We start from the raw sequence: 16,883 nt of genomic DNA, 5'->3' as shown, positions 1-16,883 counted from the left end.
GCGGATTCCAAACATATAATAATGAATCATCCTGTTAAGATTAAAAACGCTTTGGTTTCAGTTTATTACAAAGATAACCTAGCACCCCTAATTCAACTTTTAAATAAATACGGAGTTACTTTGTACTCTACAGGCGGTACGGAGGCTTTTATCCGTGAACAAGGAGTTGACGTTGTACCTGTTGAAGATTTAACAAGTTATCCTTCAATCCTAGGGGGACGTGTTAAAACACTTCACCCTAAAATATTTGGAGGTATTCTTGCCCGTCGCCCGCTCGACACAGATCAAAAACAACTTGTAGAATACGACATTCCTGAAATAGACCTTGTTATTGTTGACCTTTATCCTTTTGAAGAAACTGTTGCTTCTGGAGCGTCAGAGCAAGACATTATAGAGAAAATTGATATAGGTGGAATATCACTCATTCGTGCTGCAGCTAAAAACTTTAACGATGTTGTTATCATTTCATCAAAAGACGATTATAAAGTTTTAGAAAATATCTTAGCAACACAAGAAGGCACAACCAATTTACAGCAGCGTAAAGAATTTGCGAAACGTGCGTTTAATACATCATCACATTACGACACAGCTATATTCAACTACTTCAACCAAGAAAATCCTTTACCAGTATTTAAACAATCGTTACAGCAGGCTCAAACTTTACGCTACGGAGAAAATCCGCACCAAAAAGGAACCTTCTTTGGTGAATTAGGCGCCATGTTCGACAAACTAAACGGAAAAGAGCTATCGTACAACAACTTAGTAGATATTGATGCAGCAGTTGCTATCATTGATGAATTTCAAGACCCAACATTCGCTATTTTAAAGCACACCAATGCGTGTGGTGTTGCATCAAGACCAACAGTTAAACAAGCTTGGTTAGATGCCCTAGCGTGCGACCCTGTTTCTGCCTTTGGAGGAGTTCTAATTACGAATACAGAAGTAGATAAAGAAACAGCAGAGGAAATTAACGACCTTTTCTTTGAAGTTCTAATTGCTCCTTCTTATTCTGCTGACGCAATACAAGTACTAACAGCAAAAAAGAATCGTATTATCTTAAAGCGTAAACCTATAGCACTAGCTAAAGATCAGTTTAAGACATTACTAAACGGTGTGATCTTACAGGATAAAGACAATACGATTGAGGGGCCTGAAAAGATGACAACTGTCACTACAGTAGAACCTACAGAAGCACAGTTGGCTGACTTATATTTTGCTAATAAAATTGTAAAACACACTAAATCCAATACTATTGTCTTTGCAAAAGACAATACTTTAATTGCTTCAGGAGTAGGTCAAACATCACGTGTGGACGCCCTAAAGCAAGCTATTGAAAAAGCACAATCTTTTGGTTTCGATATCAAAGGAAGTGTTATGGCATCAGATGCTTTTTTCCCATTCCCCGACTGTGTTGAAATAGCTGGAGACGCAGGAGTCGTTGCAGTATTGCAACCTGGAGGATCGATAAAAGATCAACTATCAATTGATATGTCCAACGAAAAAGGAATTGCAATGGTTACCACTGGAGTAAGACATTTTAAACATTAAAAACAATACAATTTATTATAGAGAGGAGAATAATAAACATTCTCCTCTCTATCGCAATCAATAATTTGACTGAAAATTCCTATTCATTTTTCTTCAATCTTTGAGCTTAACCACTACATCAACAGTAACTTTCATCTCACCGCTAGTCACAACGATAACAGTTTGTCCCAATCCGACCAATTTCACCTTGCCCTCTCCGTCAACCTCAACAATGTTAAGATCCTCACTAGCCCAGGTATAAACATTTGAACCTGATGTAGGGCTAGCAATCAATTGATCACTATGACCTATCTCTCCCTCAATTTTCTTTTTATTAACATAAAAAGATTCCTCAACAGACCTTCTATCAAAGCTATCACTACACCCCATATTAATCACAATATATAGCAGTGTAAAAAAAACACCTAATAAATATTTATTTTTCATAGTTTAAAACAATTAATCATCCTCTCCTTCTTTATACTCCAGTCTTAACTCTTCTTTTATCTCTGTCGTTTTACCAGATACCGTATAGTTATACCGTAATAAAAATGTTTTATATTTTTTAAATCCATCATCTTCCAACTTAAAGACATTTGGAAAACGCTCATCTCCTTCAACTTGCTGAATATCTACATTTTTATATGGTTTAATAATTACATTATTATTTTCATCAACTTCTAAAATAATTGCCAATTTCTCAAATCTATCTACTTCAGATACAAAATTCTCATTACTAACCATAACACGAACACTATTCTTAGTTAATGGATGCATTATTTTTGTACCGGGCATTTCCAGTTCTGTTGAACTCCCTTCTGTTCGATGTTTAGCCCGCATATTATACCTCGTATTCCCATCTGCTTTAGCATAAAAATTTTTCATACGAGCACTATATAAAACATAACTTTTAAGTTGATTTGCTTCATATAGATCATGCGTTTGTATACGCAAAGGAATAAAATAAACGGAGTCAGGAGAGAGTCCATCTGGCCTAATTTTAATCGGTACGCTCGCTCCTATACTACCTGCTGGAATAGTAAATGTGTAAGACTCCAAACTGTAATTATTAGAAGACATGCGTCTAGCATATTTAGATACATCATTATCAAAATTTGTTATATTATAACTTTCGACTAGATAGCTATCTTCCACTAGGTTAACAGTGACATCCCTTGTAATATTTCTTGTTCCTCCCATTGAGGCTGTCACATAGCCTATTGACTCCTCTCCCAAATCATGAAATTTTTCTGAAACATTATCAATTCCAGTGCTTATTAATGCAAAAACATTTTTATACTGCTCATTTTCAAAAACCTTATCATTATTACAAGAAGTAAAAAATAATAACACAGTACTCAATGTTATACATTTAAGAGTCAAAACAAGAATATCCATTTTTTTATATTGATTTTTCATTTCCAGATCTATTAATTACTTTAATACTCCCAACCAGGATTTTGATCCAATGATGGCAAAATACGCACCTCTCTCAGTGGAATCGGAAGAAATACTAATCGTTTATTAACCACTCTTCCTCCTATCCTCGCAGTATTGGGAATGACCTTATTAAAGAACACAGATTTTCCTCCTTCTATATTCATCCCCTGTATAGGCTCGCTTTCTGTTTTTTCCATTATCCCCCATCTCCTAACATCATAGAATCTTCTATTCTCGAACAGAAACTCTGACATACGCTCTTTTTCAAGTAATCTCTGAAAAGTAATCGCATCTTCTGTTCCCCTAATTCCTGGTATGCCAGCTCTATATCGAATTAAATTAAAATACTTACGTATCTCGTCCATGTTTCTAAAAAACACCTTACTTTCACCATCCATTTTAATTGTATGATTACCTGTAAGGTTATTTAATGCTTCGGTATAAGAAAGTAATATTTCTGCATAACGAATAATCGGAAAAGCTTTATCCATGCGCATTGCATTAGTCCCCCCCCATGCATCAGTTGGGTGGATAAATTTTTTAATCACATAACCTGTTATTGGGAAATCTACAGGACTACTAACACTCCCTTTACCATTTGGTGCATCAAAGTGATATTCTATTGTTTGATTATAATAACCTGAAGAAGTCGAAGATGACATCGACCAAAATGCCCCGCTAAAACCAATAGAAGCATAAAATCTAGACTCTCTATTAACATACATATTACTAACATCAGCATTCAATCTATAACCAGAGAAAACCTTTGCAGAACCAGAGAATCCAACTTCTGTATAGGGATATACTTCGCTAGAGTTATCTATTTCACGGCCGTCTACCATGCGGTAGTTATCAATAATTTTTTGTGTAACACTTGCTCCATTCCAACCATCAAGTTTCTGAGGAAAAGAGTTTCTAGTTTCACTTACTAAAGCTCCACTCTTTCTCGCCCAAACAAATTCAGGGTTTACTGGGATAACCGCTTCCCCATTGAACATTTCTGAATAAGATCGATAATGATCGATACCATTTGCTCCGAAAGGCCATTGATCGTAATAATTAGGATCACTAGTTACACCCTCAGGCAATACGGGAGTCTCAGAATCTGCTGGTACAACATGTAGTCCATAGTTTACAACACTTGCCATATCAATCACTCTCTTCGCAGCAGCAGCAGCAATAGCCCACCGATTTTCATTGTAGTTTTGCGACACATAATGTACATTATCCGTTGAACGTTTCCAATTTCCAAAATAAGTACGTGCACTCTCTCCTCCATTAAACAACGGACTTGCGTGTATTAAGCGTAACCTCGCTACCAAACCATAGGCTGCCCCCTTAGTTGGAAGTCCAAAATTGGCAAGTGAAGTACTTGCTGGTAATAACTTTGCAGCTTCTTCCAACTCACTTACTATATACTCAACAGCTTCATCATATGTACTTCTACTTCGATCATATGCATCAATTGAAGCATTTGACTCTACTATATCATCGCCTAAAATAATAGGAGGACCGAAATCGACTAGGATGTTGTAATAGGCATATCCTCTTAAGAAGCGTGCATTCGCTAATATGTTGGCTCTATCTTTGGTTGTTAAATCTTCAACTTCATCAATACGTGTTAAAATTGTATTCGCCTTACGGATAATCTTATAATACGTTCCCCAAGTATTAAGCGAGTAAAGATTATTTGCCGTAATTTCACCAAGGACAAAGCGTATCCCATTATATCCAGATGAAGTTAAAAAACTAGTAAATCCCTCATCTGTAGCGTATGGCCCCGGTGTATGACTATTATTCTGCAGACTACCTTCGTCAGGAAACAAAGCTGCCGTCCCCCATAAATACGCCTCTAAATATCGAGTTTCTTTAAATACAGAATCTAATTTAAGCTCATCACTAAAATAATCATCTACACTTAGAAAATCCTTACAAGAGATACTTAATAAAGTAGTCAAGAATAAAATCAAAACTGTTTTGGTTATTCGTTTATACATAATCATAGCAATCATATTTTTTATAAATGAAGATAAAGTTGGAATATAAAGGTCCTCGGAATAGGATATACCTCTCCATTTTTATGAGCTAATTCAGGGTCAGTTAACTTCACCTTATCAAATAAAAAAAGGTTATTAGCTACAAACTGAAGGTCAATTGAAGCTACTTTCATTCGCTGTAGAAATGGAGCTCGCAAATTGTAATTAAGGTTAACTTCCTGTAATCGTAAATACCGTGCATCTCCTTGCCAAAAGTCAGATAACTGTGAATTGTTCTCATTATATCCATACGTCAATCGAGGAAATTTAGCATTCGGATTTTCTGCTTTAGAAGGATTAACACCAATTTCTGCCGCGTATTCTTTAGGTATCCATCGATTACTTGGCTCATTCGCAATGGTTAAAACATTGCCATTTACCCCACTATAAAAAGGCACATAACCGGTTCCCATGCCATCCCCTACATAAAAAAAATCAGTTTTACCTGTGCCTTTAAATAAAAACCCAAGTGTAAACTTCTTGTAGGTAACCTCGCCCCCAAAACCGAACATAACCAAAGGGTAAGTGCCATAACTCAATGGTACTTTATCATCTGAATTTATTACACCATCACCATTAACATCTCGATACTTAATATCTCCTGGCATTACTTTACCAAATTGTGCAGGACTATTATTTACATCATCCCAATCTTTAAATAACCCTAAAGAACGATATCCTCGACGAATTCCATAGGGATAACCCGATACATCTTGATAAGGATATTTAGGATTAGCTTCTTCCCAATTCTGTACATTATTCTTGGAATAAGTAAAATTACCACGTACTGTAAATCCCCATTTTTCATTTACTGTATGTCTATAACTTGCATTTCCATCTGCCCCACTACTTTTCATCCTTCCAACATTACCATATGGCATATTTACTAAACCAGCATAATCTGGAACTTGAACCCTTTGCATGAAAATGCCGTTACGTTGATCATTGAAGAAGTCGACAATTAATTGAAATCTATCTTCCAACATATTTAACTCCATACCTAAGTTTGTCTTCAATGCCTTTTCCCACTCTAAGTTATCTGCTCCCATGACCTGTTCATTCACAGCCTCTAATGAATTAGATATCCCCCATGGGTTTACCCAATATTGATTAACTAATGTTAAATAAGGAAACCGCCTATCATTAGTAATTCGATCATTACCGACAGCACCGTATGACCCTCTAAATTTCAAAAAGCTAATCCATGGAAGATTTTTTTCTACAAATTCATAGTTAGATGGAACCCAGCCACCCGCTATTGATGGAAAAAAACCATACTGTTTACCTGGTTGAAAATTTTCTGATCCCGTATATCCAAAATTAACATCCAACATATAGGTGTCCTTAAAACCATAAGTTATTCGGCTAGAAACACCCTGATAACGAACAGGAACTGCTGTCAAGTTAGAGTTTCCCTTGTGCGCCCATTTTTCATCACTCAAATAATAGTAAATCAAGCCAGATGTTCGATGATTTTCTCCGATTCTTTTATCATAATTTAAGGTGCTTTCAAGATGATACTTTCGAAATTGATTTGTCCCTTTAGCATATGAAACAGCTTGAGCAGGAACTCTTTCTATAGTAATTAATTTTCCTTGTTGATCACGTCCCACCGCTTGAAATAGAGATGGTGCTACCAAACGACTTTCATTAAATTCACTTGTTAAATCATATGCACCCTGCAATCTTAATCGTAAACCATCTAGTATAAAAGGTAGTTTCTGATCAAGTGCCAAGGTGAATTTACCTTTATACGCCTGTGATGTCTTTCTTCCCATATTATTAATCATGACAAGAGGCGAACGCAATGAATTTGTAGTAGAACTAGCTGGCAACTGTCCATTAGAGTATTTCAAAGGCAATAGTAAAGGGTTTAAATTAGATTGCGAATACCATATAATATCAGTATTAGCAATACCTGGGGTATTATGAACAGAAAGAAACCCATCTGTACCAAAATATAATGTTGATGTAGGAGCTAATTCTAAATCAATATTTGCTCTATAATTATATGTTTTATACCCAGTATTCCCAGAGTAAACACTCTTTTTATCGTATTTATATGCGGCATCCTCTGCACTTCCTCCTAAACTTAAAAAATACCTTGCTAACTGAGCTCCCCCCCGTGCACTAGCGTAGTAACTTTGTCTTAGTGAAACAGGTTTTAATATCTCATCTTGCCAACTTACATCAGGATACATATCAGGATCAGTACCATCCTCTATTATATCTAATTCAACATCTGAATAAATAGGTGTTTCATCACGTACCACCCTAGCTTCATTTGCCATTTTCGCATAATCTAAAGCTCGGAGATACTTAGGCAAACGAGTCATCTTAGAAAGGGTGTAATTAGATCTACCTGTAATACTTAACTTTCCAACTTGCCCTTTTTTCGTCGTTACTAAAACAACTCCATTTGCGCCCCTAACTCCATAAACAGCAGTCGCAGAGGCGTCTTTTAATATTGAAAAGCTCTCTATATCTGCTGGATCTAAAGAATTTAAGTCACCTTCTAATCCATCTACTAAAACTAAAGCACTTGAGTTCGCTCCAAAAGTACCAATCCCTCTAATCCAAAATTCAGAAATATTTTTACCTGGTTCCCCACTGGCTTGTAAAGAAATAACACCAGCAGCGCGGCCGCCTAGTAAATTAGCAATTGATACAGCAGGAGTTTGTAATTCTTTAACATCCACACTAGTAACAGCCCCAACATTAGATATTTTTCGTTGTGTTCCAAGACCAACAACAATAACTTCATCAATTTTCTCTTCTTCTTCAAAAAAAAATATTTCTAGATCATTTTTTGCATCAGTAACCAAATATTCTATTTGTTTATATCCAATCGCTTTAAAAACAACCATATCCCCTCGACTAACGCGCAATTCAAATTTTCCTTGATCATTTGATGATGTGCCAATACTTATTTTATCTCTCAAATATATAGTTACACCAGAAAGAGGTTCTTTATTAGCATCATAAACAAATCCCTGAATCTGAAAACTCTTTTGATCTTGAGCTAGTAAGAATAAAGGAACATAAATTAGAAACATTAATATATAGCCTATTTTTTTCATTTCACACCCCCTTATTAATTTATAGATAATTTTCGAACTCTATTATTATCAAAATCCGCGACGTAGACAGATCCATCACTAGCAATACCAATACCTGTAGGATACCGAAACAAAGCTTCTTCTTTCCCTCCATCCTTCCATCCCGGGGTACCCGGCATCCCTAAAACAGTCTCAACCATCCCATCTGTAGTAATTCTGCGAATACAATGATTACCAGCATCAGCTACATATATACTTCCTTCCGCATCGCAAAAGATTTGCTGAGGGTCCTTAAATTGTGCTACTTCAAGTTCACCATCCCGATGGCCTCCGTTAGTAGGGCCAGTAAGCTTTTTAAAGCTATTTTCTGGATTCGTTACATCTATACTACAAATACTATGTGCATTAACTCCCGCATTACCAATAAAAGATATATAGAGAACATTGGGTGTCATCGGGTTGAAAGTTAAGCCAAAACTATCCCCCTGTTGGGTTTTAAAGATAGGTGTTACCTCAAAAGTTCTTGGATTAATTTTGACAATATGCCCATGATAATAGCGAGTATATATATATCCATCATCAGGGTTGAAAACCATACTGTGCTTATAGCCTTGTCCTGGTCTATCCCCCCCCTCTGGCCACCTCATTTCTCTAATACGTGGCCCCCAAAATTCCAACGGATCCAAGGTATAATAAGAGCCCACTGTGGTTTCAGTAGGAAATGTAATTAATCCAGTTATGGGGTCTGCAGCTGGAACATTAGCTATAACATTCCGTGCTAAAGTTATCAGCTCATTCGCTTCTTCATCAATACGGGCTACGTGATACTGATCAGGAACACGATTTATCATAAAAAGGTTATCCTCCTTATCAACACAAAGATATTTAGGCCCAACAATAGACTGGGTTAAATCTCCGTCCCTATAAGTATCCCGGCTTCCATTTCCTGCAATAGTAGTCACTGTAACAGAAGTATTATAATAAAAATCACTCGAGTACACAACTGAGTCCTTTCCAACCACAACAGATATTTTACAGGTATCACCTGGCAAACGTGGTGCTAATACATACACCCTCTCTCCGGTCGAACCAACAACTGCTGCTCGTTTATTATTAAACCATACTCGAATCTTATCTACATCGGTTCCAAAATTATCTCCGCTAATCATAACTTTCTCCAAATATATTCCGGAATCAGGATAAATTTTCGTTATTTCTATAGGCTTATTAGGATCATGAGGCTTATCCGCTTTTTCCAAACCATCGTCACTACACGAATAAAAAAAAGTTAGAAAGCACAACATTACTATTGCTGATAGAGCACTGGCTAAAGCATTGTTCTTAAACATAAATTTAATAGTTAATCAGTTAATAATTGATTTGTATATATTACAACTGTAGCAAAGATGTTTTTTGTCTATTTCTTCGCAAGTATGAACTACTTGAAACAAGAGTTACATCACTTTTTACATCAAAATCAAAAAATAGTATAAAAAGTAACGAAATATACCTTTCAACTTCATTTTATAAGAGCTAACAATAAAACAAGGCTACACACTCATTGCCACAGAGATACAAATCACAATAATAACCGACCGCTCACTATTCAAGTTTGTTAAGAAGACACATTTGGTACAACAGAAAAAGAATATTAATTTTAAAGTGCGAATAGAAAATTGCTATCCAATCTGTGAATCCACGCATGTATACTTATGCAGAAGAATAAATCACGGTCGGAGCAAACAAATTAGGTGCGTTTCAAAATATTCATAAATACTTCGTCTTCTATTTTAATGACGATGATACAATTACTAGTAAATTGTATTCATTTTAAAATATTTCGAAACGCCCTTCTTTGCTTGTATTTTATTAAGACATTTAATCAGGTCCCCTGGCATTTTCTTTCCCAAGAAACAAAGCATAAGAATAAACAATACAAATTAGCTTTAATTCATACTGCTTTTTGATTAGAAATAACGAATTCTTCATCATATAATTAAGGTTTATGTAAATAAATTATAATCTAATTACAATTAACAAAATCTAATTGCACCTGTAATCAGTCAATTACATGTACAAAACACCAACTAATTTATGTATTAGCAGATAAAAACTATTGTTATATGGTCTACTTAACAAACAATTGTTAATCAAATAAATAAGCATATTTTGACAAGTTATTGTTTCGATTTCTCATCATTTATACAATTAGTTAGCCCTCCCAAACAGGGTTAGTTTAAGTTAGTAATACAAGTCTACAAAACAATATAGACATAAGCAAATAAAATTAAATCTATTTTAAATGGCCAATGAAGAATTTGCTTTTGCACTCAAGTCGCTAAGACTTCTTTTTAACTTAAGTCAAGAGAAAGTTGCAACTATAGCTGGAATCATTCAATCTGATTATAGTGCGTTTGAAAGGCAGAAGAGAGAATTAACACTCAATAATGCAGACTTACTTGCTCAAAAAATATGGGGGGTCTCTTATCGTGAATTAATATCCCTTTACAAAAATGGAGTTGTTTTACAAAATCTTCCCAAAGAAACTCAAATTGCTATTGAAACCTCTGCAAACAAAAAACTGCAAAATCAAACAAATTTTTTGGCTTTAGAATTAGATCGCCTTATATCAGAAGGGCTGCTAAACCAACCTATTACATCCAAACAAATTCTCAAAAAAATGGATTCAAACCTATGGAATAAAAACTCTATAGAGATTACCAATCTATTCAATAAAGCACCAAGAAAACATTACATAATTAAATTAGATATAAAAATAAACAAGCAACTTGTTTATGTTCATAAAGATTACGCAGAACTGTTTTGTAATCTATCTTCAAATGATTTAATAGAATTAGTCACTAATAGTCAAGAAGAATAACTAAGTTTATATAAGTCTTATTATTTTTTTCACAAAAAACCTAATAGCAAATAAATAGTAGTAAACACAAATAAAAAGACAAGAATTCCCTTAATTACTCCTTTTTTTCCGAACCAATAAAAAGTCTCTTTAAAAAACATCATATCTTTAAAATATCTCTAACAGGCAATACTCCTTTAAAATGTTGTTTCAGCTTGCTTCCATCACCGTGTATTGTCCAAATCTCTTTTGGCCTAATTTCATTTATAAAAAACAACAAGTCATTCCAGTCCACATGGTCGGATATATAAAGTTCTATATCATTCTGTTGCTGCAATCTTGCCCAACCTGATGCAAACGCGCGCAATACATTTTTAGCCTTAAAATAGCTGTTGAAGGTTAAAGGCGGCACTAAATAAATTTTATCAACGCGTCCATCTTTCATCGCCTTTCGGTTATACAACTCATACTTTAAGCGCCTAGGCCCTAAATCATCATAAACTTTATGCACCGGATACATGCGATGATGTACTAAAACTTGTCTTTCGGGCAGCAAATCGTTTATTAGAGCGGTTAATCGTTGTGCTTTACCCAGAGTATAACAACCTAGCATGATATTCGAAGCTCGGTCTTTCATTTTCAAAATCTCAGTCTCTGCATTCGGATGCACGACCATTGGATCTGCAAAAGTAGACTCTGTAATGAGTACATCCGTTTCAACAAAAGTAAAAGGCTCACAAGTAGGGTCATCCTGTAGTTTATAATCGCCAGTATACAGATAACGAACGCCTTTATATTTCATTAAGATTTGAGCTGAACCTAAAATATGTCCTGCGGGGAACAGTTTCAATTCAATATCTCCTATTCGAAATTCTTCCTCAAACCCCACAATTGTTAAAGAATTACTTAGCATTTTTGAAAAACGATTTTTCATAAACGCAAAAGTAGCTAGTGTAGCAAACATTTGCCGGTGACCTGGAGTAGCATGATCACCGTGTGCGTGCGAAATAACATTTACATAAACAGGCTGCATAGCATCAATATAAAAGTTGCCGTAACGACAAAAATACCCTTCTTCTTTCTTAACCAGAAAGTCTTCCAATATAAGGCCCATCTACTTAACTATACTACTTGATTTACTCATAAATTTCTCATGTAAAGCCAAAACTTGAGATAATAATGCTGTCTTCTCGTCATTAATAAGTACAAAATCTGCTAATAAGTGTTTGTCTTCATCACTCATTTGCTTACTTATTCTATCCTCAACCTGCTCTCTACTTACACCGTCCCGCAGCATGACCCTTTGCAATCGTAATTCCAAAGGTGCAAGCACTAAAACAGTATAGTCTAACTGCTTATAAGAACCTGACTCAAACAACAAAGCAGCTTCTCTCAAAGAGTATGCAAAAGTCTGTTTTTCAGCCCACTCTTCACCATGTTGTATAACAACAGGATGAACAATTTCATTTAACATCTTCAGTTTCGCTGTATCTTTAAAGACTATTTCGCCTAAAAACTTTCTATCCAATTGTCCCTCTGCAGTATATACTTGATGCCCAAAAGCATCTATCAGTTCATTTGCTATAATATGGCTATTATTCATAATCAACTTAGCCTCTTTATCTGCATCATAAAAAGGAACGCCCAAAGCTTTAAATACCTTAGCAACATAACTTTTCCCAGAACCGATTCCACCGGTTATGCCAACTTTTAACCCCATTTTATCTCCTAAGAAAAAAATCTACATTCTGCGGTTCTACAGCCACAATCTCACAATAATCGGGACTCTTAGTAATAATTACGGGCAGACTCTTTACCTTATTTTCTTCCCAATTATCCATATCAACAACTGCTTCAAAATCACGAGAGGACCATGTATTAAAATCTTTCAATGACACTAAAAAAGTTATCTTCACTTTGCTTGGAATAGTACGTACTGATGTGTAACGTTTACTATTTTCAATCTTCAAAGGTACCTCTACAACCTTTTCTGTAATTTCTCCTACTGGTATCGTTACCTCTGAGAAAGTAGGATAAATCGAAATATTAGCTTTCTGATTATTTTTTAAATAAGTCACCATTCGTACATCACTATTAACCTGAACTCCACGAATCGTGTCTGTTTCTAAATATTCGATATTAGCCACATCTTCTAATGGCCCAGTTACAGTTACATATTCAGGATTCAAACTTGTACTCCCTATAACTCCATACTGTTTTTTAAACTGTAAACCTAGAATCGGCTTAACAGGAACTTTACGTTGTGTTTGCTTAGAAAAATCAAAGAAAAGCGTATCTGGACTAACAGAAACAACTTGATTATCAACGGGAAACTGACGATTAACATAACCTATCTGATTCGTAAATAAGATATAATTCCGAGTTTTCAAACCACTCAAATCAACCTTTATATGTGGAGTATCGGGGTGAAGTTTTTTTATCAAGATTTTCCAGCCACTCATCCGCATTCGTATACTTACCGTATCAGACTGTAAAGAATGGAAAGCTTTATTTTCAGGTATATTAACATATGATATTCCTGCTTTGATGGTATAAATCTGCTCTGTAGATACAGCAAACAACAACCAAGCTACAAAAGAAATAATAAGACAACGTATAAAAATCGAAATCTTTCTTCTTGTAACTTTACTTATACGAGGTTGAGCCATATGAACAAAGGTAAGAAATAGCCACTTAAATCAATAATGCGAAATAAATCCTCAGGCCAAGTATAACCAAAAAAAAATAGCTATCCATTCGCAGATGGATAGCTACCTTTTTGTCTTGATGACCTATAGAATCCTTTTTTCTACTCTTTATTAGCAGCCTTAGAAGCATCCAATGCTACGGCAGATTTATCAAATCGCATCTTAACCCCTGAACCAACATCAATTAAAAAAGTTGTTTCACTTACTTCAACAATACGCCCGTGTATCCCCGCTGTAGTAACTACTTTAGAATTAACGCCTAGTTCTTCTATGTATTTCTTATGCTCTTTTTGCTTTTTCATTTGTGGTCTAATCATGAAAAAGTAAAAAACAACAACGATTGCAATCATGGGCAAAAAGCTCATAATTCCACCACCCGCAGGTGCTGCTTGTAATAATGTTGTAATCATATTTTAATGTTAAAAATTTACTATTTAAAAATTACTCGATCCCACTCCCTTATTAGACTTAATTGTTCTTCTCTCTAAAAAAACACTGGACTATTTAGCTACTACCTCACCTCTAAGCTGCACAGTAGTTACATTGTTTTCTGCATTAGAAACAACAGTAATTATTTTCTGTTGTTTTCCTACTTGTCCATTACTGTCAAAAACTACTTTTACCTCTCCCTGTTTACCTGGTAGTATTGGTGTCTGGGTATATGAAGGGGTAGTACAACCACAAGATGCTGACACCTGTGATAATATAATAGGCGCTGTACCTTTGTTTTCAAATATGTACATATGTTCAACTACTTCACCTTCTTTTATTTCACCAAAATCAAATACAGATTCGACAAATTCAAGCTTCCCCAAAGCAGCATCACCTGAATTATTTGTTTTAATCTCGGTAACATCACTTTCTTTAGTCTCAGAAGATGATGATCCACAAGAGACTAGTGTTGTTAACCCTACACTTAGAATACCTATCTTAAAAAAATTCATAGTTATTGTTTATTTAATTTCACGTCTATAACTAATAAAACGTAAAAAACCTATTCATCGTACTACCTGCTTAAAAACAGTTAATTCTTTAGACCCCGTCCCTCTTTTTCTATTCGCCCTTGCTCGGTCAAATCAGCCAATATTTTATCCAAGACACCATTTATAAAAGTATTACTTTTCGAGGTACTAAACGACTTCGATAACTCAATATACTCATTTATTGTCACTTTCACAGGGATAGTCGGAAAATTCACCAGCTCACATACGGCCATTGCCATTAGCAAATTATCAACTAAAGCTATACGATCTGATTCCCAGTTTTTTGTTTTTTGCGCAATGAGTTCTTGATATTCATCCCGATATCTTATGGTTTTTTTCAATAAATCCACAATAAACTCCGAATCCTCATCCCAGTTAGGCGTTAAATCCGCCAACTTATTCTGAACAGGATTTTCACTGGAAAAATTTTTAAAAGTTTTTGCAATCATTGCCTGAAGAACTTCTCTATCAACAGACCAATTTATAAACTTTGTATCAAAAATTTGATCTATGTGAGGCGACTTTAATATTATTTTCTTAAAAATATGTTTAATAATATCTTTTTCCACAGCAATAGAACGATCCTCCAACGCCAGATACTCTAAGTAGGCCTCAGACTCTTTCAATTCAGCAAAAACAGAACGAGCCACTTCGGGGTCAAAAGACCAAGATACATTATACTTTTTTACATATTCTAAATAAGATCTATTTTGTCTTAACGACTCAATAAACGTATTATCATTTAACTTTGTAGTATAAACCTTATCTTTTTCTGTAGGAAGAAACTTATTGGCTCTACCCTCAGCATCTATAAGCACGTATTCAGCGACCTCATCCAAGAGATTTAATGTCCAAATATACATTTGGTTGACTTCATCAACACTTCTAAGAAGTGCTTTCTCAAAATCCTTAACTTGTTTATCTTCTGACAAACTGTACGCATATAGCGTTTGCATAACCTTTACACGAAGGTGTCTTCTATTAAGCATAATTATTTTTAAAGAACGATTGCATAAATAAAGAACGAAATTATACTTGTATATAAAAACTATCTTTTTATTTTTTTGACGTCAAATATACGTTTTTCCGCCAACTTTTTAGCAGCTTCAAAGGTAGTTATTTCATCTTCCCGAGAAGTTTGGATAACATGACGGGTAGCACTATAAATATTTTTTATTAAAGACTCCGTGCGTTCACTACCATATCCCTCGATTTCAGAATAACAGCTTATTAAAGCGCCAGAATTGATTAGAAAATCAGGAGCATATAAAATATTGTGTTCTTTTAACAAATGATTGGTAATCTCTTCATCTTTCAATTGATTATTTGCTGAACCTGCTATAATCTTACACCTCATACGGGGAACAGTAGTTGGATTCACTGTACCGCCCAATGCACAAGGAGCATAAACATCAGCCTCTAATTCAAAACTTGTTGCATAAGTAATAGGCTCCGCCTTATATTTAGCAGCAATCTTCATTTTATGTTCTTCCGTCATATCAGAAACATACACTCGTGCATTTTCAGCACGCAACATAGCTACTAATTGCTCTCCTACACTTCCTACCCCTTGCACTGCCACTTTACGTCCTGCCAAGCTATCATCACCATACAACTCCTTAATGGCAGCCTTAATACCATAGAAGACGCCTCGTGCTGCAAAAACTGTCGTGTCCCCTCCCCCATTCAAGGAAGCAGGTAACCCAGCCACATAATCGGTTTCAGACAACATGTATCCTAAATCTTTCTGATTGGTTCCTACATCAGTTGATGCAATAAAGTTCCCGTTCAATCCTTCTATAAACTGACCGAAACGACGCATCAGCACCTCTGTTTTGTCTGTACGATGGTTACCTATAATAACTGCACTTCCCCCACCTAAGTTTAACCCAGCTAGAGAAGCTTTATAAGTAATAGCTTCAGATAAACGTAGAGCATCATCGATAGCCTCTGCTACAGAATCATAAGGTAGCATGCGTACACCTCCTATCGCTGGTCCGAGAGTCATATCGTGTATAGCAACAATAGCCTGAAGTCCGATCGACGGATCATTACAGAAGAATAAATTTTCATGACCTGCAAGGTTCATTTTCTCAAAAACAGAAGATTCTTTTGCTCCCATAAGATGAATATTAGTCTAAAAATTGACATTTTATTGATACAAAAGTAGGAAATATTTCTCGCTACATCTTCGATTAAGAGGAATAATTAGCTAAACGGTACATGATAAGGATGTAGCTATAATTAGTCATTATTATTTAATTTTTTAG

General features: G+C 35.2%; 14 protein-coding genes. 2 read left to right on the top strand and 12 right to left on the bottom strand.

Annotated elements, in window-relative coordinates; genetic code table 11:
* Positions 1–21: 21 nt before the first annotated feature.
* Positions 22–1,548 carry a bifunctional phosphoribosylaminoimidazolecarboxamide formyltransferase/IMP cyclohydrolase gene (gene purH, locus ORI89_RS11065; protein ID WP_268230543.1) on the top strand — a complete coding sequence of 509 codons (1,527 nt, stop codon included), beginning with the start codon at positions 22–24 and terminating at the stop codon, positions 1,546–1,548.
* Positions 1,549–1,641: 93 nt separating this feature from the next.
* Here the strand turns inward: purH and ORI89_RS11060 are convergent, their stop codons facing one another.
* From ORI89_RS11060 to ORI89_RS11040, 5 genes are all read right to left on the bottom strand, one after another.
* A complete protein-coding gene (locus ORI89_RS11060) occupies positions 1,642–1,974 on the bottom strand; it encodes an Ig-like domain-containing protein (protein WP_268230542.1) in 333 nt (110 codons plus the stop codon).
* Between the two features lie 12 nt (positions 1,975–1,986).
* Positions 1,987–2,880 carry a BT_3987 domain-containing protein gene (locus tag ORI89_RS11055; RefSeq protein ID WP_268230541.1) on the bottom strand — a complete coding sequence of 298 codons (894 nt, stop codon included), beginning with the start codon at positions 2,878–2,880 and terminating at the stop codon, positions 1,987–1,989.
* A gap of 86 nt (positions 2,881–2,966) precedes the next feature.
* Positions 2,967–4,970 (bottom strand): RagB/SusD family nutrient uptake outer membrane protein, encoded by a 2,004-nt coding sequence (locus ORI89_RS11050; protein WP_268230540.1) that lies wholly within the window; start codon positions 4,968–4,970, stop codon positions 2,967–2,969.
* A gap of 14 nt (positions 4,971–4,984) precedes the next feature.
* Positions 4,985–8,083, bottom strand: a complete 3,099-nt coding sequence (locus tag ORI89_RS11045; RefSeq protein ID WP_268230539.1) for a SusC/RagA family TonB-linked outer membrane protein — start codon at positions 8,081–8,083, stop codon at positions 4,985–4,987.
* Between the two features lie 14 nt (positions 8,084–8,097).
* The gene (locus ORI89_RS11040) at positions 8,098–9,411 is read right to left on the bottom strand and encodes an IPT/TIG domain-containing protein (protein WP_268230538.1); all 1,314 of its coding nucleotides are present in this window, start codon (positions 9,409–9,411) and stop codon (positions 8,098–8,100) included.
* Between the two features lie 953 nt (positions 9,412–10,364).
* On the opposite strand from ORI89_RS11040, the gene ORI89_RS11035 reads away from it, so the two are divergent.
* Positions 10,365–10,943, top strand: a complete 579-nt coding sequence (locus ORI89_RS11035) for a helix-turn-helix domain-containing protein (protein ID WP_268230537.1) — start codon at positions 10,365–10,367, stop codon at positions 10,941–10,943.
* A gap of 139 nt (positions 10,944–11,082) precedes the next feature.
* On the opposite strand, the gene ORI89_RS11030 is transcribed toward ORI89_RS11035, so the two are convergent.
* From ORI89_RS11030 to ORI89_RS11000, 7 genes are all read right to left on the bottom strand, one after another.
* Positions 11,083–12,036 carry an MBL fold metallo-hydrolase RNA specificity domain-containing protein gene (locus tag ORI89_RS11030; RefSeq protein ID WP_268230536.1) on the bottom strand — a complete coding sequence of 318 codons (954 nt, stop codon included), beginning with the start codon at positions 12,034–12,036 and terminating at the stop codon, positions 11,083–11,085.
* Positions 12,037–12,642: a dephospho-CoA kinase gene (coaE, locus tag ORI89_RS11025; RefSeq protein ID WP_268230535.1), complete on the bottom strand. Its 606-nt coding sequence runs from the start codon at positions 12,640–12,642 to the stop codon at positions 12,037–12,039. It abuts the gene before it with no gap.
* A 1-nt stretch (position 12,643) separates the two neighbouring features.
* Positions 12,644–13,591: a CdaR family protein gene (locus tag ORI89_RS11020; protein ID WP_268230534.1), complete on the bottom strand. Its 948-nt coding sequence runs from the start codon at positions 13,589–13,591 to the stop codon at positions 12,644–12,646.
* 140 nt (positions 13,592–13,731) lie between these two features.
* Positions 13,732–14,040, bottom strand: coding sequence for a preprotein translocase subunit YajC (yajC, locus tag ORI89_RS11015; protein ID WP_268230533.1), 309 nt, complete (start codon positions 14,038–14,040; stop codon positions 13,732–13,734).
* A gap of 90 nt (positions 14,041–14,130) precedes the next feature.
* Positions 14,131–14,574 (bottom strand): DUF1573 domain-containing protein, encoded by a 444-nt coding sequence (locus tag ORI89_RS11010; RefSeq protein ID WP_268230532.1) that lies wholly within the window; start codon positions 14,572–14,574, stop codon positions 14,131–14,133.
* An 80-nt stretch (positions 14,575–14,654) separates the two neighbouring features.
* On the bottom strand, positions 14,655–15,602 hold the full coding sequence (gene nusB, locus ORI89_RS11005; protein ID WP_268230531.1) for a transcription antitermination factor NusB: 948 nt from the start codon (positions 15,600–15,602) through the stop codon (positions 14,655–14,657).
* 59 nt (positions 15,603–15,661) lie between these two features.
* Positions 15,662–16,735, bottom strand: a complete 1,074-nt coding sequence (locus ORI89_RS11000) for a Glu/Leu/Phe/Val family dehydrogenase (protein ID WP_268230530.1) — start codon at positions 16,733–16,735, stop codon at positions 15,662–15,664.
* Positions 16,736–16,883: the final 148 nt, after the last annotated feature.

The organism is Sphingobacterium sp. UT-1RO-CII-1, from assembly GCF_026711005.1.
Lineage (GTDB): Bacteria > Bacteroidota > Bacteroidia > Sphingobacteriales > Sphingobacteriaceae > Sphingobacterium.
This window is presented reverse-complemented; position numbering and strand designations above follow the sequence as displayed.